The 21,221-nt window shown below is 29.5% G+C and carries 12 protein-coding genes; 5 read left to right on the plus strand and 7 right to left on the minus strand.

All coding sequences use genetic code 11. The features are described from left to right. Positions 1 to 29: 29 nt before the first annotated feature. Positions 30 to 3,365 (minus strand): caspase family protein, encoded by a 3,336-nt coding sequence (locus P700755_RS05695; RefSeq protein WP_015023779.1) that lies wholly within the window; start codon positions 3,363 to 3,365, stop codon positions 30 to 32. Positions 3,366 to 3,493: 128 nt separating this feature from the next. Continuing rightward, positions 3,494 to 3,919 carry a hypothetical protein gene (locus P700755_RS05700; RefSeq protein ID WP_015023780.1) on the minus strand — a complete coding sequence of 142 codons (426 nt, stop codon included), beginning with the start codon at positions 3,917 to 3,919 and terminating at the stop codon, positions 3,494 to 3,496. A 568-nt stretch (positions 3,920 to 4,487) separates the two neighbouring features. Here P700755_RS05700 and P700755_RS05705 point away from each other — a divergent pair. The 4 genes from P700755_RS05705 (at position 4,488) to P700755_RS05720 (ending at position 13,099) form a co-directional block, all read left to right on the plus strand. Next, positions 4,488 to 6,464 carry a caspase family protein gene (locus P700755_RS05705; RefSeq protein ID WP_015023781.1) on the plus strand — a complete coding sequence of 659 codons (1,977 nt, stop codon included), beginning with the start codon at positions 4,488 to 4,490 and terminating at the stop codon, positions 6,462 to 6,464. Positions 6,465 to 6,641: 177 nt separating this feature from the next. Beyond that, positions 6,642 to 9,869: a CHAT domain-containing protein gene (locus tag P700755_RS05710; protein ID WP_015023782.1), complete on the plus strand. Its 3,228-nt coding sequence runs from the start codon at positions 6,642 to 6,644 to the stop codon at positions 9,867 to 9,869. An 18-nt stretch (positions 9,870 to 9,887) separates the two neighbouring features. Next, the gene (locus P700755_RS05715; RefSeq protein ID WP_015023783.1) at positions 9,888 to 12,398 is read left to right on the plus strand and encodes a tetratricopeptide repeat protein; all 2,511 of its coding nucleotides are present in this window, start codon (positions 9,888 to 9,890) and stop codon (positions 12,396 to 12,398) included. 38 nt (positions 12,399 to 12,436) lie between these two features. Beyond that, positions 12,437 to 13,099 carry a CHAT domain-containing protein gene (locus P700755_RS05720; protein WP_041758168.1) on the plus strand — a complete coding sequence of 221 codons (663 nt, stop codon included), beginning with the start codon at positions 12,437 to 12,439 and terminating at the stop codon, positions 13,097 to 13,099. A 162-nt stretch (positions 13,100 to 13,261) separates the two neighbouring features. Here the strand turns inward: P700755_RS05720 and P700755_RS05725 are convergent, their stop codons facing one another. After that, positions 13,262 to 13,486, minus strand: coding sequence for a hypothetical protein (locus P700755_RS05725; RefSeq protein ID WP_041758169.1), 225 nt, complete (start codon positions 13,484 to 13,486; stop codon positions 13,262 to 13,264). 66 nt (positions 13,487 to 13,552) lie between these two features. After that, complete coding sequence (locus P700755_RS05730) at positions 13,553 to 17,008, minus strand: caspase family protein (protein ID WP_015023786.1); 3,456 nt, start codon at positions 17,006 to 17,008, stop codon at positions 13,553 to 13,555. 333 nt (positions 17,009 to 17,341) lie between these two features. Between P700755_RS05730 and P700755_RS05735 the strand changes: the two genes are divergently transcribed. After that, positions 17,342 to 17,902 carry a hypothetical protein gene (locus tag P700755_RS05735; protein WP_015023787.1) on the plus strand — a complete coding sequence of 187 codons (561 nt, stop codon included), beginning with the start codon at positions 17,342 to 17,344 and terminating at the stop codon, positions 17,900 to 17,902. Here P700755_RS05735 and P700755_RS05740 read toward each other — a convergent pair. Genes P700755_RS05740 through P700755_RS05750 form a run of 3 tightly spaced genes read right to left on the minus strand, consistent with a single transcriptional unit; the run spans position 17,851 to position 20,661 of the window. After that, a complete protein-coding gene (locus tag P700755_RS05740; RefSeq protein WP_157609257.1) occupies positions 17,851 to 18,702 on the minus strand; it encodes a hypothetical protein in 852 nt (283 codons plus the stop codon). The two genes, P700755_RS05735 and P700755_RS05740, sit on opposite strands and share 52 nt — an antisense overlap. A 31-nt stretch (positions 18,703 to 18,733) precedes the next feature. After that, positions 18,734 to 19,513, minus strand: a complete 780-nt coding sequence (locus tag P700755_RS05745; RefSeq protein ID WP_015023789.1) for a hypothetical protein — start codon at positions 19,511 to 19,513, stop codon at positions 18,734 to 18,736. Beyond that, a complete protein-coding gene (locus P700755_RS05750; protein ID WP_015023790.1) occupies positions 19,489 to 20,661 on the minus strand; it encodes a CHASE2 domain-containing protein in 1,173 nt (390 codons plus the stop codon). Before P700755_RS05750 ends, P700755_RS05745 begins: the two co-directional genes overlap by 25 nt. Positions 20,662 to 21,221 lie beyond the last annotated feature (560 nt).

Below are 21,221 nucleotides of genomic sequence, written 5' to 3' on the forward strand. Positions count from 1 at the left end.
TTTTATTTTTCAAATTATTCAATTTACAACTAGTTATTAATCAATTTTAGGATTTCTATCATCAACGCTTCTTTAGTTTTGGCTTTTAATTCAAAAGATTTTAAATCCTCACCACATCTCAGTTTTAAAGAAATAGAAATAGTATTATCATCCATAGTATACCCTCCGCTAATTTTACAAGCATTAGGAAATTTTGCTGAGTCAAAATAAACCAATGGTGAGCTTATTCCTTTTGAGGCTAACAATGATAATTCTTGGTTTAATAATTCGGAAAGCGCAATATTATCTTCAAAATCATCTGCATTCACTAAAGTAGATCTTACAAATACGGTCTTAGGACTTGCTAATGGTATTGCTTCTTTATCATTATTTCTAAGCATACCAATATCAAAGGAACCTCCTTTAGGTATTAGTAACTGTGGCTCTTGCACGCCTCCAATACCTTCTGCTAATTTTGGCACCGTTTCTCTAGCGTAATTCATGATGGTAAGTATATCAACATATGTATCCTCTTTTAGAGCGGCTCCTTTCATCGCTTGTAAAATAGAATACGTAAGTAACCCTTGTCCATACATGCTTGCTTCATAGCTTACAGCATCTGCTGCAGATCCTGAAATAATGTACATGCCTGTGCGGTCTTTCATTCTGTCAATTGCTTTTATTTGAGAGGGTTCAATATCACGTTCTGCAATGAGATTATCTACCGCTTTACCAGAACCACAAGCATCAATAATCATCACTTGTTTTAATGCGGGAATTTCCTTTAGCCAATCCACCCATTCCGCAGTAGAAATTGTATTATTATCTCTAATTGCTGGATCATTATAGGCTTCATTACTTGTAGCTGTAGCTTGTGATGTAAGGAAGTAGAAATCACCTTGATTGCCTCCCCAAGTGATGCCATGACCACTTAAATAAACGGTAATAATGTCTTCTGCATTAGCTTTAACGCTAATCTCCTTAAATATCTTTTTAATATTTTCTTTAGTAGGTAATTGATCAGATTTTGAGGTGATGGTATAAATATGCGTTCTATTTTTACTAAACAGGTTCTCTGCACCTAATTGCATTGCTTTAGAGATCGCTTCTGCATCATTAACGGTGTACTTTAAATTCAATTGATCATTAGCATAATCTCCTACGCCAATAACAACTGCAAAAAATTGTGGCTCTGTTAAAACTTCTTTTTTTATAATTGATTTCCCTTTAGCTCCTCTTCCTTGCACAAAACCATCTTCTGATGATGCTTTTACGGTAATTTCATTTTCTCCTTCTAAAAGATAAGGATGGTCTTTGATAGATACAGATATAGTTTGCTCACTTAATGTATAATCCATGTCGGTTGGTCTTATATCACCAACAGCTTCTTTACCATTAATAAATAATGATACTTTGCCATAACCGCCTTCTCGTTTTGTTAAGTATATGGTAACCCCATCTTTATTAAATTTTACTATTTCAACTTCAGGCTGCAATTTTAGTTCGCTCATATTACGAACATCAGGTAGCTTTTCTCCTTTCATTACTTTCTCCCAGAGTCCTGGTAACCAGTAGCGATCTTTTAATTGATCAAATTCTATGACCTCCAAACCTTTGGTCCAATACATTATTTTCATTGCTTCTGGTGATGCATCGAAAAGGCCAGAAGGATGGATGTGTACCCATTTTTTAGGATCACCTCCAATCATGTAATACGTAATTATTCTTCCAAAAGCTATACTCCATAATACAATACTTCCATCTTCAGATGCAGATATAAGAAATGTATCAAAACTTGTATCAAAGCTATCTAGAGAGTTAACAATTGCACCATGAGCTCCTAATCGTTTAAACTGGGACCAACCTATATTTGGTTGTAATACTTGAAAACCAATACTTCCTTGATTTGTGCCTACCCTTAGGTATTTGTTGTTAAAAAGTGTTAGACTTTCTGTACTTTTTTCTTGTCGTAATCGTAACCTGTTTCCAAAACCATGGGTCGGTATACTAGAACTAGCAGATAAAAACCCTGTTATCTTGTTGTATTTTATCTTGCTTAATTTTACTATACTATCAAGAACATTACCTAATTGCTGCTTACGCAAATATTCAAAAATACTAAAGCTGTATGGAGTATGAATGAACTCTGTTTTTGGTTTATCAAAACCTTTCAACTTACCATTATCAAGTGAAAGTATGAATTCTTTTAAATCATTATCTACGAAATAGAATTTTCGATCTAAAGGGTTTATGGAAGCAAATAAGATGGGTTCGATCTGATTTTGTAATAGGGAAATAACACTTCCATCCGCAAGACTAAAATTCTCGATTTTTTTATTATTAAAAATAGAGAAAGAATTGCTTTTTATATGAACCCTTATATCTGTAGGATTACCTTTAAATGAGGTTTTCTGAACAATAGTTTTAGAAGTAATATCTAAAATTTTAATAGAATCTGATGTGACCCAGGCTAATTTATTTAATACAGACTCAAGTTTTAATAAACTTATTGCCTTATTTTCCTCCTCAAAAAGTATGGTAATTATTCCTGTTTTAATATCTAATTCACTTAATGAATTCTGCTTATCAAAAAAGTAAACTTTTGACTTTAATGCATCAACTTGAAAATCAATGATAGCATAATCGATGTCAATAGTTTTTATTTCAATGTTCTTCCTGAAATTCCAGAGTTGTATAGAATTTTTGTAAAACAGTGCTAAAATATCTTTTTCTACAAATAAGAAGTCCTTTAGTTTTTTAAATTTCTTCCTAAAAATTTGAGTTTTTGATGCATCAAAAATTGTGATTATGCCTTGTTCACTTCGCATACCAAAAATTTTCTCTAAACCACACGCCTTTGCATCTATTGTATTGTCTCCCTTTAAAATGAACTCAAATTTTGACTGGTCTCTGATACTTATGAACTGAACTACAAAATTTTGATAAATTCCAATAATAAATGTTTTTGAGGGATCAATTTTAATAGAGTTTAGTTTTTGTGGGGTTTGAGTGTGATGATTTTCCGCTAAAATATTTTTTTCTGAATGGTTAATATTAAAGAATTCTTTCTCATTTTTTAGATCATATAATGAGGCACTGTTCTCCGAGTTTCTTACAAGAATTAAACTATCAGAAAAAAACCCAAATTCTTTTGAGTTTATTATATAGGGTATACTTGTGATAAGTTTTTCAGCTTTTATATCCCAGATTTTGATAGTGTTATCTCTTGAAATAGAGGCTATAAATTTACCACTTAGACTGTATATAATGTCTACTATAGTATCCGTATGTCCTACTGGAAGTCCAATTTTTATTTCTTGACCATACATGATATTAGTAAACAAAAAAAACAGCACTGTCAGTTTACATTTTAGAATTATTCTCATTTTTTAACACTATCTATTACTATTAAAAATAAAAAAATCCGGACAATATTTAAATATCATCTGGATTTAACTTTTGTTGTCAATAATAGGTTTAATTGTAAAAAAGAAAACTTAATTACAGATGAAATTTAACGTGAATTACTTTCTGTAAGTTTGTAGGTAAAGTAACTATCACAGTCTCCAGTGGCTTCCCATTCATAAGACCCTCCAGAAGTCATGCAATATACCTCAGTATATCCTCCAATAACCGTTACACTACCTTCATCCCAAGGGTGTACCCAACCTTCAAAATAACCATCTACATAAACCTTAATATCAAACCCTGTATAATTATCTACGTTAATTGTACAAGTAGAACCGCGAGTTGCAGCAGGTTTTGCAACCGCAACATCCGGAGCATCACAAACAAAGTCTGTTTTGATATTTGGATTTTCACCCCTAGTTTTAGGCACTTCTGTTCCAGTAATCTCGACTAATTTAGTTTCTTTTTCTTGACCAAAAGAATTAAAAGACACTAATAAAAATAGAAGATTAACCAATAGTAATTTTTTCATTTTGTTAAATTTTTTAGATTAATAATGCTGTAATATTATGACTAATTTTAGAAAAAAACAATTTTTGTGTTAATTTTTTCTTATTTTATTCATAAGTAAGTCATTTGTCCTGAATTATTTTTGTTTAGAACAGCAAAACTATATTAATTCAGGATTTAATGTTTTTATGAGTTTCGTAAATTGAAGAATAAACCTATAAAAGGTTTTAGAGTACCTTTTTAAAGTATTACAAAATGAACTAAAGTTTGCCTTTGAAAAGTATTAAAAGCTATCAAAAAAAGTGCAACCCAATGCGAAACTGAATTATTGACAACAAATTCTTACATAATTTAAGTAATTTAAATTTCAAAAGAATTGATTTTGAGCAGGTATGCTCACTTTAATAATTTTATTAGTCTTTTCCAAACATAAAAAAGTATTACTTTAGCAAAAAATTAACTTATAAATAAGAAACTTTCTAATAATCTTCATGTGTGAATTTTAAAAATTTTACAAAAGCCTTGCAGAGCACTCCCTATTTATTTGGAATTACATCTAACCATTTTAAAATTAATTTATACCTGCCACTATGAAAAAAATAATAGTAACACTACTTATCTTTTTTAGTTTTCAGTTAGCAAAAGCTGAAAAATACGCCTTAATCATTGCAATTGGAAATTATGACTATAAGACAACAGGATGGAGTAAAATTAGTTCAACAAACGATGTACCGCTTATAGAACAGACGCTAATTAACCAAAATTTCAAGAAAGAAAACATCACTCTTTTAATTGATGAAGCTGCTACTTTTGCTGGAATTAAAGCGGCTTTAGACAACCTGTTAAGTACAATAAAACCAGATGACATTGTTGTCATACATTATTCTGGTCATGGACAGCAAATTTATGATGATGATATAGACGAAGAAATCGATGGTAAAGACGAAGCTTTAGTTCCTTACGATGCCAACTCTAGATATAGTGATGCTTATACAGGACAAAATCATTTTAGAGATGATGAATTAGGAAATTATATCACAAAATTAAGAAATACACTTCAAACAAAAGGTCAATTATTATTACTTCTAGACAGTTGTCATTCGGGTTCATCAACTCGAGGAGGAAGTGCTAGAGGAAGTAAATCTGTTTTCGCACCTGTTGGTTGGGAATCTAAAAAGACAGAAGTCGAAAAAGGAAGTGATATGACCGAAAAATCTAAGGAAAAGCTTACTGAAAACGCTGCTCCTTTTGTACTTATTTCTGGAGCCTCAGCGAATGAACTAAATTATGAATATAAAGGATTCGGATCTTTAAGTTACGCCTTTTCTAAAGCCATGAGTAAATTAGGTAGTAATTACTCCTACAATCAATTGTTTGCCAAAATTAAAGCTGAAATGAATATTATTTCACCTAAACAATCTCCAACCATTGAAGGAGATAAGAACATGGCTTTATTTAATGACAAATATATTAAACAAGAGCCTTATTTTGAAGTAGTAAGTATTTCGAAAGATACTATTGTAAAAATCCAAGCGGGTAGATTACAAGGTTTATTTGAAAATACAACCGTTAATATTTTACCTGCAGCTACCACTAAATTTACAGAGGAGGCTGTTTTAGCCAAAGGCACTATTACCCTGTCAAAATTTAATGAGGCTGTCATAAAACTTGATAGAGACTTGCCAGATGCAAACGAAAAAAACTATTGGGTTTTTATAGATGAACTCTCTTACGGAGATATTGCAGTAGATATTTATTTTCATGAGTCTTTAAAAGACCAAGCAATAAAAGATGGTGTTGCCAATTTCTTGTCTGAAAAAAAATTAGGAAATATTGTTAAAGATAGCCTAATGGCAGATGCTGTTTTAATGCAAAATGGAAATACAATAACGCTTAATGCCACAAATGGGTTAGATGCAGTAGATAAAGATGCGAACACAAGAGGTGCTACTTCTGTTGAAGATATTAATAAAAAAATATTTAATTTTTCTCAAGGACAATATCTTAAAAAGTTTGAAATAAAAAATTATGATTATGAATTCGATTTTAAATTAATTCCTGTTGAATTTGACGAAGCAAAGCGGGTGGTTAAGAATTTATTGAATCCAAAAGATTTTGAAAATGAAAACGGAATACTTCAAGTAAGAGCTGGGGTAGATGACGTTGTATTACAAGTAACTAATAAAGGTAATAAACCATTCTATTTTAGTATTATCGAAATTTATGACACAGGATTAATTCTTCCCCTCATGCCAAATGTTAATTGCGACCTAAACGATGATGAAAGAAAATTGGCCCCGGGCCAAACGATGACCTTTAAAGATTGTGTTTTTTCTTTTGCACCGCCTTATGAGAAACTATTATTAAAAGGGTTTGCTTCATCAACTCCCATAAATTTCCAATCTACTGTTGAAACCAGAGGAGCAGATACTCGTGGTTCTTCAAATCCGTTAGAAAAATTTTTATCAAATAGTTATTCTCAAAGCAGAGGTCGTACTTCAACTAAAGTAACTGGTAAATTAGAAGGTTTTAGTACGGAGTTAATATATGAGATTGTAAAGGAGTAAGCTATGAGAATTTTATTAACCTTTTCTGTTTTATGGGCCGGCAACGGGTCATGGCAAAGATAAATAGTCATACAACTCGACTGGATTAAAATCTTTACAAACTTAATTGTAAATGATATAGACTTAAGTAGAGTTAACTTTTTTAATGCGTCCATCAGGAAAATTTATAATGACTTTATGAAAAAAAAAATAAACCTTAGTTTTTTGATCATTTTTTTATTTTTCCAATCTAATACTTTTGCACAAACCGATAAAGGCAATAATGATTGGAATGAAAGTCTTAATACAGGTATTCAAGCCCTAAACACGAAGTCATTTAATTCTGCAGAATCGGAATTAAAAAAAGCTTATAGAATAGCTATTTCTGTCTTTGATGAGAACTCAGAGAATTTAACAACTACAGCCTATTATTATGCAATAACTCTTATGCAGTTGGATAAAAATATAGAGGCTCAAGAACCTATGGAAATGGCTTTAACTGGTTTTAAATTTTTACACGGAGAAACTAGTGAGCAATATGCCACAGGATTGTCAATTTTAGCCAATATTTATTTAAGGAATAAAGTTTATAAATTGGCAGAGGAAAAATACTTAGAGTCCAATGAGGTTTTAAAAAACATGTATGGAGAAAATCACTATATGTATGGTATTGCCTTAACAAACTTCGCTGCTTATTACAGAAAAATAGAAAACTATAAAAAAGCACTCGAAACCCTTAATGAGGGCTTCGCTATTTTAAAAGATAATCCAGAATTTGATCAGCAATATTACAACAACTTAAGATATAATAACCTTTCGGAAATATATCAGGGTCTTGGAAAATTAGAGGAAGCGCTTGCAATTGAAGAAGAATCTTTAAACTATATTAAAATCAATTATGGAAAATTCACGACCAACTATGCCAATATACTAACAAGCATTGGAGGTATAAATATTGATTTAGGATATTTCAATAAAGCAGAAAAACACCTAGAAGAAGCTGCGTTTATCTTTGAACAATTAGAAAACTTAGAGAATGAAGAGGCATTAGGAAACACCTATTTGTTTATGGTGGCTTGTTATGTAGAGACATCAGATTATAAAAAAGCGTTGTATTATGCAAGTGAAGGTATTAGATTAACTAAATTAGAATCTAATACTCCGCCATTAAACGCTCTTAATTACTATGGAATTTTAGGACGATTAAGTTGGGAATTAGGAGATTTTACACAGACTAAAGAATATTTTCAAAAAATTATTGATGGTACAATTAAGTCTATAGGCATAAACGCACCTCAACTGCCCGTTTTAAAGTCAAATTTAGGCATGTGCTATAGAGAACTCGAAGAAACAGACAAAGCAATACAACTCACTCAAGAGGCTTTTAATATGGCTAAAGAAATGGAGTATTCCATTAAAGACAAAGAATACAGGACATGTCTAAATAATTTAAGTATACTATTATTAGATCAAAAAAAATATGAAGAGGTTATTAAAAATTTAAAAACCATTTTAGATGAAGAAGATAAATCATATCCTAATTATTGGCTAAAAGCGGTCGATCTAGCTGGTGTTTATATGATGAATAACCAATGCAATGAAGCTTTAAAATTACTTGAAAAAGCAATTGGAAAAGTAAAACAGTTTTATGGAAAAGAAGATCCAAACTACATAGCGACATTAAACAGTTTAATTATTGCACAACGTTGTGAAAAAAAGTATCAAAATCTGATAAATAATATTGAAGAAGCTAATCAATTAACTAAAAATCAATTATTAAAAAGATTTAGTTTTAGCCCCGAAAATCTACAACGTTTTTTTCTTGCAGATCTTGAGTATTCATTTAATTTATATGAGACCATAGGTTTAGATTTTAAGAATGATAAACTAGCTATCATTAATTTAGAAAATCAATTTTTGTTAAAAGGCCTCCTTTTAAATCAGTCTAAAAATATTACTGAAAAACTTGCAGATTTAAATGATGAGGTAATCAACTTACAGATAGATGAATACATAAATAACAAGCAACTTCTAAACAGGTTAGAAGTTGAAAAAAATCTTAATAATGAAGAGGTTTTAAATGACTTAAAAGCTAAAATTAGCAGATCTGAAGTAGAGCTAGTTCAACTTTATAATAAAAAGTTTAAAAAAACTATAGATTTTAATAAAAGTTGGAAAAAAGTACAGAAAAAACTAAAAGATAATGAAGTTGCTATCGAATTTTCAAGATTCAATAATATTTCATACCAGTCTTTAGACAGTACTTTTTACATGGCATATATCATTAAAAAAGGAGTAGATAAACCGGAGGTTATAAAACTTTTTGAAGAAGATCAATTATTAAAAATAGTAACATACGCAGGAGGTCTAAACCAGCTAAATCTATCACGGGGTTCAAAAGCATCAAATGTGGGTGATAAAATTAAAACCAATTCTCTTTATAATTTAATATGGAAACCACTAGAACAGTACTTGACTAATATTGAAACCGTTTATTACGCTCCTTCTGGTTTACTTCACAATATATCTTTTGCTGCCTTGAATACAGATAATCGCTTTTTAATTAACAAATACAATCTCTATCAGTTAAGCAGTACTTTTGAGCTTGCACAAGGCTTTGAACAACCCACTCCAGATAATATTCTTCTTATAGGAGGTATTGAATATGACTATTTAAAAAAGGAAACTCAAAAAAAAATAGTTAAAAACGAAAGTAAGCCTTTAGATTTATTAGCTATAAATTCGGAACGTGGAAAAGGTAATAAATGGAGTTATTTACCTGGGACTTTAAACGAGATTAATAATTTAAAAAAATTACTAATTGATAAAAATAAAAACTCTGAAATTTTAAAAGGTGATGCGGCAACTGAATCAAGATTCAAAAGCTTAAGTAATAATAGTCCAAATATTATACATATCGCTACTCATGGTTTTTTCTTTGAAAACAAATCAAAATCAAAAGACTTTTTATCATTTTCAGATGAAAACAGAAAATTTAAAGCCAATGAAAATCCATTAAAAAGAACAGGGCTTTTGCTGAGTGGAGCAAACTACGCTTGGATTAATGGAGATAACCCTTTTGAAATTGACAATGGTGTTTTAACAGCCGAGGAAATATCAACGTTAGATTTGTCCAATACAAAAATGGTGGTGCTTAGTGCTTGTGAAACAGGACTTGGTGATATTGATGCTAGTGAAGGAGTTTACGGTTTACAACGTGCCTTTAAAATGGCTGGAGTAGATATCATTATAATGAGTCTTTGGGAAGTTCCTGATGAAGAAACCGCAGAATTTATGAACCTTTTTTATAGCAATTGGCTTGGAGGAATAGACGTAAGAATTGCCTTTAACCAGACCCAACGCAGCATGTCTAATAAGTATAAAGATCATCCAGAGAAATGGGCTGCCTTTGTGTTATTTGAGTAAAAAATAAAAATTTATGTTATGAGAAAGATTTTGATCATATTCATTTTAAGTATTTCATTTTTGGGGTTTTCTCAAGAAGAAGAGATTCTTGATTTATACAACCAAGCAGAACAATACAAAGAACAACAAGACTATCAACAAGCAGTAAACACTTATAAACTAGTATTAAATAAAGCTAAAAGCACCTATGGTAAGTCCCATGAATACTATGGTATATTTTTAAATAATTTGGCTTTGTTGTACAAAAGTATGGGGGACTATCAAAAAGCATTGCCTTTGTATCTAGAAGCCCTTGAAAATAAAGAAAAGGCACTTGGAAAAGAGCATTCGGAATATGGAACAACTTTAAATAATTTGGCTGGTTTGTACAAAAGTATGGGGGACTATCAAAAAGCCTTGCCTTTGTATCTAGAAGCTCTTGAAAATACTGAAAAGGCACTGGGGAAAGAACATTCATCTTATGGAATTCGTTTAAATAATTTGGCTTATTTATACAAAAGTATGGGAGACTATCAAAAAGCCTTGCCTTTGTTTCTAGAAACCCTTGAAAATGCTGAAAAGGCACTGGGGAAAGAGCATTCAGATTATGGAATTCGTTTAAATAATTTGGCTGGTTTGTACAAAAGTATGGGGGACTATCAAAAAGCCTTGCCGTTGTATCTAGAAGCTCTTGAAAATACTGAAAAGGCACTGGGGAAAGAACATTCATCTTATGGAAAATATTTAAATAATTTGGCTGGTTTGTACTATAGTATGGGGGACTATCAAAAAGCATTGCCTTTGTTTCTCGAAGCCCTTGAAAATACTGAAAAGGCACTGGGAAAAGAGCATTCAGAATATGGAATTCGTTTAAATAATTTGGCTGGTTTGTACGAAAGTATGGGAGACTATCAAAAAGCATTGCATTTGTTTCTCGAAGCACTTGAAAATACTGAAAATGCAATGGGAAAAGAGCATTCATCTTATGGAATTAGTTTAAATAATTTGGCTTTGTTGTACAAAAGTATGGGGGAATATCAAAAAGCATTGCATTTGTATCTAGAAGCTCTTGAAAATACTGAAAAGGCACTGGGGAAAGAACATTCATCTTATGGAAAATATTTAAATAATTTGGCTTTGTTGTACCAAAGTATGGGGGAATATCAAAAAGCCTTGCCTTTGTTTCTCGAAGCACTTGAAAATACCGAAAATGCACTGGGAAAAGAGCATTCATCTTATGGAATTAGTTTAAATAATTTGGCTTTGTTGTACAAAAGTATGGGGGACTATCAAAACGCCTTGCCTTTGTTTCTCGAAGCACTTGAAAATACTGAAAAGGCACTGGGGAAAGAACATTCATCTTATGGAAAATATTTAAATAATTTGGCTTTGTTGTACCAAAGTATGGGGGAATATCAAAAAGCCTTGCCTTTGTTTCTCGAAGCACTTGTAAATACCGAAAAGGCACTGGGGAAAGAGCATTCGGAATATGGTATATTTTTAAACAATTTGGCTGGTTTGTACGAAAGTATGGGGGACTATCAAAAAGCATTGCCTCTTTTAATAGAATCTAATGACAACATTCTAAACCAAATAAAACAAAATTTCTCTTTTCAAAATGAAAAAGGAAAAGAAGCATTTATTAATAATATTGTGAGTGCTGGTTTAAATAAATTCTCACAATTTAATTATACAACTGATAATTCTTATTTAGAAAGTATTTCTGTAGGAACTAATAATATATTAACGAGCAAAGGTTTATTACTTAATGCTTCAAAAGATATTTTAAGTCTATTGGAGAGTCTTGATGATGAAGAGCACAATGATAAAATCCTACAATTTAGAGCTCAAAGAAAGTATATCAATACACAACAGCAGTTAACAATAGATAAACGTGTAAAGGATTTTACAGAACAAAAAGAAACCCTAGAAGAATTAGAAAGAGAACTGGTTAAACTGTACAATATAAATTTTGGTGAAGACCTTAACTATGTTAAAGACTGGAAAAAAACACAACTTAAAGACAACGAGATAGCTATAGAATATACACACTTTAGATATTTCAACAAAAAATGGACAGAAAGTACCATGTATGTTACTTACCTCTATAAAAAAAACTGGGAAACTCCTAAAGTCATCAATCTTTTTGAAGAAAAACAACTCAAAAAATATTTATCCTCATCAAACAACCCCAACATACTATATAAAACCAGAGGCTCCAAAGCTAAATCTACAACGGCACAATTGGCAGTTGCAGATAGTATCTATAATTTGGTTTGGCAACCTTTAGAAAAATATGTAGAGACCAGTGAAAAAATATATTTTTCCCCAGATGGTTTGTTACATAAAATAGCGTTTGCAGCATTACCCAATCCAGATAATAAACTCATTGGAGAAGTCTATGATATAAATCAAATGGGCAGTACAGCAGATGTTGGCATGAATATTAAATACCCAAACTTAGAGGATGTTCTGTTAATTGGTGGTGTGAAATATGATTACCAAATAGATTCTACAAAACAAAAAAAAAAATTACTTACAGCCTTTTAGAAAGCAAAGAGTTATTAGGAGATACAATCAACAGAAATATTTCTAGAAATGGTTTTAATTATTTAGAGGGAACAAAAAAAGAAATAACAGACATAAAAGCCTTGCTAGGTAAAAGCAAAGAACTTTCTGGTTACAATGCAACAGAAACAGCTTTTAAAAAATTAAGTGGCAATAGTCCATCTATATTGCATATTGCTACGCATGGTTTTTTCTTTCCAAAATTGAAAGAAAAACCAAAAAAGTCAGAATTATTAGGTCAGAAAAATTCTTACAGATATCAAGAAAATCCTTTACTTAGATCTGGTTTGTTGTTTGCAAATGCAAATTATTCTTGGCAAAACGGTAACAACCCCTATGAAGAAGATGATGGTATTTTAACAGCCTTAGAAATTTCTAATTTAGATTTAAAAAACACAGATATTGTTATTCTAAGTGCTTGTGAAACTGGTTTAGGAGATATTGCTGGTTCTGAAGGTGTTTATGGCTTGCAACGCGCTTTTAAAATGGCAGGCGTAAAAACCATTATAATGAGCTTATGGGAAGTACCAGATGCAGAAACGGCTGAGTTTATGAATTTATTCTATAGTAAATGGAAAAAATATAATAACCCCAAAAAAGCGTTTAAAGAATCTCAACAGGTGATGATGAATACATATAGAGATGAGCCACAAAAATGGGCATCTTTTGTGTATTTTGAGTAAAACCATTTAGTCATCCAAATAATAAATCATTGGTTATGAATCATATTCATTAATAACGATGGCGTACATGTTTTTTGCTCCACTTCCATGATAGATATAAGGTTTTATCCAATCTAGAAAAGTCTCAATTCCATAATCATAATTCTTTCTATTAAATATTGATTATACTATACAAGAACCGGATTCTTCGTATAATTTATTTACAATAGCAGAAACACCAAAATAGGAACTTGCTCCCATTAATTTTAAGCAATTTTCAGGAAGATTTGGGTCAATTTTATCAAGAGAGATTTGTTCACCCATTAAATATTTAATAGTACGAATTATAATATCAGGTGTTTCCTTTTTTAGTCTTGCACCAAATATTAATTCAGTATAATCTCCCACGTTTACTTGCGTTTAATTAATGCTAACAGTTAATAGCGCTTATTAACTTTTTTTTCCATACAAATACTAATCAAACAAAACCCAATCTAACTCTAAGTTTTCTGATCTAGAAGTTGGTTTTTGTTGATTGTTTGTTAATTTCTTTACACTTTGATAAATATAATCTTTAAGCATTGAAATCTTTATAGATTGCTTATTGTTAAATTTATCTAATGTTAATTCCTCCATCGCTTTTATAAAACTATAAGTAAAAACCCCATTACCCCATTTTTCGCTTTCAAAAGCATATTCTTTACCTCCAGCAGCAGAGATTACAAAAGATCCATTACCTCTATCTGAATTATTAAATGACGATTTCATAATTTCAAAACTTGTTTTAAAACCACTTTTATTTGATTTAATTATAGATCCTTTTGCGCCTTTAGGAATGTATGAAGTTACATTTTCTACCTTTATTTCAGTTTTATTTATTTCCTCAGCATCAAGCTCTCCACTATGGCAAGCATCAATTAAAAGTAACTTTTTTCTAGCAGGAATCCCTTCTACTAATTGTTGAATATCAGCATAGGATACTCCTTTAATATTTGGTTTATCAAAATCAATATCATGGGTTGCAAAATAGAAATCATTTGCATCATCTACCAAGCCATGACCAGAAAAAGAAATGATAACAATATCATTAATATTTGTGTTTTTTAATTGTTCCTTAAATGCTAAAATATTTTCTTTTGTAGCGTTTAAATTATTTAAAGTGTCTATGTGAATTCTTCCTTCAAATTTGGATTTAAACAATTTAGATAAGCTTCTTACATCTTTATCTGCAAATTTTAAATTCATAGTAGCGTCTAAATATTTAGAAACGCCAATTCCAAAATAATAAACTGTTGGTTTCTCATTATTTTCATAGGTAACTTCTAAGTTTAAAGGCTCACTTTTTACTCCTTCTTTATTAATTCCCAAAACAGTGATTTTATTTATTCCATTACTTAAAGTTATAGACTCTTTAAAAATATTTTGAATCGGCTTCTTTTTTAAAACGGGAACTCCGTTAATATAAACAAGTAAAGAATCTAACTTTACTTCTGTTTCTAGGTTTAGGCTTACGCCATTTGTTTTAGATATAGATGTGATAGCATCTCTATTTAAAAGTGAAATTTGAGGCTTTACAATAGCTAAATAATCTGTTTTTTCTGAATAACCAGAATACGCTAACCTTTTTAAAAAAGCCTTTTTATAAACGTCAATTAATTTTGGTTTTGTGTACCCTAATTTAGATAGAATTATATCTGGCCTATTTAAAAATAATTCATAACTGACTAATGGGAATGTTTCAAAGTCTTTTACAAAATGGTATTCTCTGATGATTTCTTTAGGAATAAAAAACTTTAAATCATCATTAAAAAAAGCTTTATAAACGTTTTCATTCTTTTTATGAATGGTAAAACTAGCTATTATTTCTAAAGATTCTAAATCAACTACATCTATAAATCCGTTTTTATAATATACAAAAAGCTGTTTTTCTGAACTTGTAAGATATGTTGCAGAATCATAATTTAATTTAATTTTTTTTACTGAATTTTCATCATCTAATTTCCAAAAAAGTAATTCTTGATTGTGAACACCAGCTAGTAGATTCTTGCTTTTTATAAAAGAAAATGGTGAAGAATTAAATTGAAATTTTGCTTCTTTTGGCAAGTTGTATTTAAAATTTGAAACAATTCCGTTACCTGTTACTTTTCCTTTTAAAACAGCGCCTTCTTTATTGTTCTCTTTGTAGATTATATTGTCATTTTTTAACGTTGCTAAAAATGCTGTATTTTTAACTTTTTGTTCTTTTTTACTATAAATATCACTAATTATAAAATAGTCTCCATTGATACCATTTATATAAGAAAAGCTTTCTGTAAAATACGCTCCCAAATTATATTTAAATTTTGATATCTTCTTTGTCTCTAAATCTATTAAATAGGAATACGATTTATTATTCTCATCATAATATAATGGTGAAATATCTAAGAATGCATGCGTTTGATTATGGTTTAAATAAATACCAACATTTATTTCTTCTTTTATTTTTGAGTCTATAAATTCACTTTTCCAAATAATATCACCTTTTTCATTTTTTAATTCTAATTGAATTAAGTTCTTCTTCTTTTCTTTCCTAATATAAGCTGCCAAAACATTTTGATTTTGCAAAAAATAAAATTCTGTTAATTTAAAGTTAGCTTTTTCTTCTACTTCCCTTTCATTTGTAACATTCATAATCTCTAAACCATCATACCCATAAAAGGTAAAATCTCCTTTATTACTTAGCGTTAATCCTTCATGTGTTTTCAAATATTCTCTGGTGTAATCTAAACTCCATCTTTGAGATTTATCAACTTCTGGATAATAAGAAAACACACCATTTATCCTATTATAAACAATGCCATGATTCGTAATAAAATAATTTTCTCCAGGGTTCCAGTCAAACCGAAAAGGAAGTTTTAAATTACCTTTTTCATATTCAAAATTGCTATTAATTTTATCAATTTGTAGTAAATTAAATGAACTTAGTTTTCTGCTGTATAAATACATATCAAAATTTTCTTCCTTGCTTTTTTTAAATGCTTTGTACAAACTATTATAATTAGCTTCTTTTATTTTTTCTAAATCTTTGTGACCAATCATAAGCAGTGTTTTTTCATTTTCTGTAAATGATTTATATACTCTAAAATCTTCTTTTTTAGGATAGCTTTTCTGTTCTAAATTAAGAATATCAAGTGATGATATTTTGTTTTTATAATCAATAATAATTTTATTTCCGCTATGCGAATAAGCTCCTATAGCATTCTCTTTTAATGATATTTTTGATAATTTTTTTGTTGTTTTATGAAACAGCATTACACTATCTAACTTCCATTTTGAAGGCTGAAGTTGTGTATTAAAATAACTGTATTTTTTATCAGATTCAATTTTAAAACAGATACTATTTTTTGAAATCGATAAGATGTCTTTATAACTATCTTCCAAATTTTTATTTAGCGACAACGTTTTTAACAAATGGATTTTCTGTAAATTAAAATTCCATAATTTATTATTAGAAAATATATACACGTTTCCGTTTTCGGAATTAAACTTAAAAGTTGTTTTAAAATTAAGTGGGGTAAATTCTTTATTTTGTATTTCTTTTTCTTTATAAATACCAGATTTTACGTCTAAAATTCCAACAAAAGTTAGTTCTTTTCCATTTTTTTTCAAGAAAAAAATAATATTTTTAGAATTTGGATTTAGTATTGCTTTTATTTCTTCACCTTCAAGAAAAAACTTGTACATTTTTCTTTGATCTCTTGCTGACCATATAGAAAAATTATGCTCTCCTTTAAATAACAGTAGCTTATTAGAACTAGATACAAGTTCTCTATTATTTAATTCATTCAGCTGAATATAAACCTTATTTACATCATATAAAGCAATATTTTTCTGCTCTTGACTGTAGGATTGTGTCGATATTAAAAATATAATTAAACAAAATAGCTTCATAGTCTTCTTGATTTTTATAATGGACTCTTACTAAAATAATTAATAATAGTAAGAGTTATTAAAATTACTTTTTTTTATTCTAATTAAAATCCCTATAAATAGGTAAATTAAATTTTCTCTTATCTTTACAAAAAAATAATTATGCTTTTAAAAAAGGGAATTACTTCTTACGTTGCTTCTTTTATTGTTTTATCAGTTTAACTATCATCTTGTGCTAGTCACAAAAGATCGAATATAAAATCTAGTGAAAATTTTGTCGTAGAATTAATAAAACCTAAATCTAGGGGTCTTGCAAACGTTGCTTTAGAAGAGCTGTTTATAGGAGCTAAGTATTTGGCTGATAAATCGTCTAAACAATTGGTAAATACCTATACAAATTCAATATCTATCAATGATTATTACAATAATTTTAGCGGTAAAATTGAGAAAACGTATACTGGAATTCAGCTCAAAAAATATGGTAATCCAGTAGAACCTGAACAGAAAAAAGCAATTAAATCTATCATAAGTAGAGAAATTAATGCAGCTCCCCAATCTAGAGGTGAAAAAGGAACCTCATTAAAGCTTTTGGACATACTCCCTGCAGAGAACGAAGATATGCTTAATTCCCACGCAGTCATTGGTTTTGAAAGTGATGAAAAAAACCCAGGAGTAACGCGTTTAAGTTTTAATGAGCTAAGCGTTTTTTTTTCAAAAACAAAAGTTTTTACCGATGAGAATTTAAATGCTAGAGTTTTAATATCCATTGAAAACCAATGGAGAAGTACAGATGGGGCTCCAAAAACAGCAGTTTTAATAGAGCAAGAATATGATTTTAAAAACATTAAGTATGGCTATAACAATCAAATTGATGAATCTATTTTAACAAAATGGTACTCGTTAAAATCATCTTGAAACTTGTATTTATAAGGTTTCTGATTTTTTGACAATAATGAAATTTCCTTGTAAGCGCCATAAAACATGAAGTCCTCATTGACATATTGCATCGCATTTTTATAAGAGTACAACTTATATAAGTTCTCATAGCGGTTGTCCTTAGCTAAAGAATTACCGTTAAAGTCAAAAAATTGGGTTTTAAGTTTTGAAGGTTCATACTCTGATAAAACCATGATAGTATTTTCTCCAATGGTAAAGTCTAAAATGTAGTCTCTATTTAATTCAAAGGCTTTCTCAAAGTTCTTGTATACGCTTAACTTACCATTACCCAAATGCGCGAGAACATCACCTTTGTTAGATGTTTTAAGGTTTTGGCTATAACTAAAGGTTTCTATCAAATTTGGATAAAACTCATTATCTCCTTCTGTAACACGGATATAGACAATACTGTCTGAAGTAGAAAAAATAAGTTTCCCAAGTCTCGAAGAGTAAGTCATTGATGCTGAAAAATCTGGCTTGTTATGGGTTATAATAAGCTTATAATTTATGTTGTCATAAACGTTAATTTTATCTGAATACTCAATGATAATGAGGTTTCTATTATCATCAAATTGTACAGATATTGGTGTGGTCTCAAACCCCGTTAATCGTTTAAGTTCGTCACCTGTATAACCATCATAAATAATGGTTTCTTTTAGCGGGAAAATGTTAATTGCTATCTTATTATTAATTCCCGACACATCAAAAGACGAAATATTCAGGTTTTCATTTGAGGAATGATTAAAGGTTTGATTTTGACTAAAGCCAATTAGATTCATTAATAAAGCTATTTGGAAAATTAGTTTTTTGCTATTTACAAAGTCCATACGTATTACAAATTGAAGTTTCTATTTCCGTCTCAGACAGGCCTAAGTTCTCTAAGTCTTTAATTAAATTCTTATAATTTAACTTTAAATCTGCATAGGTGTTTTTATCAATCAAAGTAAAATTAAAAAAATATAAGTTTTTTACATTAGGAAATTCTGACGTTGAAACGGCCCAGTCAAATTGAGTGCCTTCAGAAAATATATGTTGATTTTTATACAAAGAAACTCGGCTACCATTACTCTCTATTTTTAAGATTTCATTTGTCGCTATATTTTTCAAAAAGACATAATACAGTTTTTCGTTTTCAACCAAATCCCATTTAAGTGTGATTTTTGAGTTATAAATCTTTGAACTATCCCTTGGGAATTTCATAAGAATTCCGCCTCTATAGACTCCTGCTATTATGGCTTTATTCGAACCTTTATCTAGTAGTTCACTCCATATATATTTAAAATAATCTGAAGTTAAATTAGAGCCTTGTTTAGTTTTCTCATATTTATATAACTCATTAAAACTATAATCACCGGCTTTATTTATAAAATAAATGTGGCCATTCGCATCAATAACACTTATTTCTGAGTTAGGAAGAACACTCAAATTTGATTTGGGCTTTATAAAATCTCCCTTAATTAATGATTTTTTTATGTTTATGGATTCAATTAAAACAATTCCTTTTGTTTTAAATACACACAAGCTATCTTGAGCCAAGACAAGGGTATTACAACTTAAAATAATAATTAATTTAATAAATGACTTTCCCATTTAAATCGTTTTTTAATGTAGGTTAACATATGTATATAGAAAATAATCATTTCTAAACCGAATAAAGTAAGAACCAAAATAGGTGTAATATAGATGTAAATATTAAATTTCAATAGTAAAAGAGTGATGTATAACAAAACAATAGAAACTACCAATTGTATTATTTTTATCAGTAAATCAAACAATAAGGGGCTTCTTTTAAAAATTTTTAAACCAAGAAAGATTCCAAGAAAACAACAAGCAATTGCTATGCTATAGGTAATGAAACTGGGAATTTTTTTAACAAAATTATCTTCGGTAAGCATTTTAACAATGTTGGCATGTATTACTATCCCATACATATCTGGTAATGACCTTCCTGCAATTTTTGTATTTAATGGTGTAAAATGTTTATCTTCAACATCATAAATATTTGCTGTAGGAGTTCCTAAATAACCAAAGAGTACAATGGCATCTTTAATCGCAGGAATAGGTTTGTTTTCTAATATTTCTTCAATATCATACGTTAAAAAAGAATTTTCATTACCTATATAATTTATAGGTAATTCGTCCTCTAATCTCTTCAATGTATTCTCGTTTTTAATGTAACCAGAAGTCAAAGCAATTTGAGTAGAAAATGAATAGGCAACATTTGGCATTTTTCTAACACCTACAAAATCTCTTATAACTCCATCTTGCTTCTTTAAATTAATGTTTATATACCCTAATTTTTCATCTCCATTATTGAAATAGTCATGATTCTTAATAATCGTATCCTTGTCAAAAAAATAAGGTGTTATAATGTTTCTATTCTTCTGTAATGTTCTTTTTAAAATGGAATCGATATAGGAATTTTTTTTCTCTTTAAACAAAATATCTAAGCCAATGGCTTTAGGCTTTTGTTTAGAGACTTTATCGATAGCCAGAGCAATTGTAAGTCGGTCACTTTGTTTTATATTAATTATAATAATATCGTTTACCCCTTTTGGTTCATGAAACAACTTTGAGTAGTATACATCCGTAAAACTAAAATCTTTAAATGCCTTAGTAAAAGGGTTTAATACAGTTGCGTTTATTAAAATAAAGTACAGAATTCCAGAGACTATAATTGAAAAAATTGTACAATACAAAGCGTCTAACCAAATTTTTCCAATTCCTTTTTTTGGCATAGACTAATTATTTATATTTGAGTAATTGAAGAACCATTTTAAATGGTAAAATTTATGTTGTGGTTTAATATAATTCCTCTTATGTACAAACGAACTCCTCCCCTAAAAATTAATTCTTAAAACCTATACTCTGATTTTTTTGGTTCGACTAAAAACCTTTCAATTGCCTCAATATTTTATCTCTCACAAGCTTACAACCATAAAAGCACAGTAAAAAAATATTCTTTTTATTCTTCTTCGTTAAATAAAATAAGACAGTATAGCCTTAATACATTAAAGTTTAAATTAGATAGGTCATTTATCTCAATGAAAATTAAAAGATTAAACAATTTACAATAAATACCCTAAGTAAAAAAATACAAAATAATATTGAAAACATCAAAAGAACAACTTTTAAGTCATTGCAGATGTACAACAGGATGTGCTTTGTGATGAATTAATTTAAGTCTGCCTTCTGTATGTATCCGAACTGATGGTATTAATAATTTATATGGGAATGTTACCAACTGGCAATAATTTAACCAACGAAATCTAAATGAAGACTATTAGTTTTCGATGTT

The organism is Psychroflexus torquis ATCC 700755 (assembly GCF_000153485.2).
GTDB lineage: Bacteria > Bacteroidota > Bacteroidia > Flavobacteriales > Flavobacteriaceae > Psychroflexus > Psychroflexus torquis.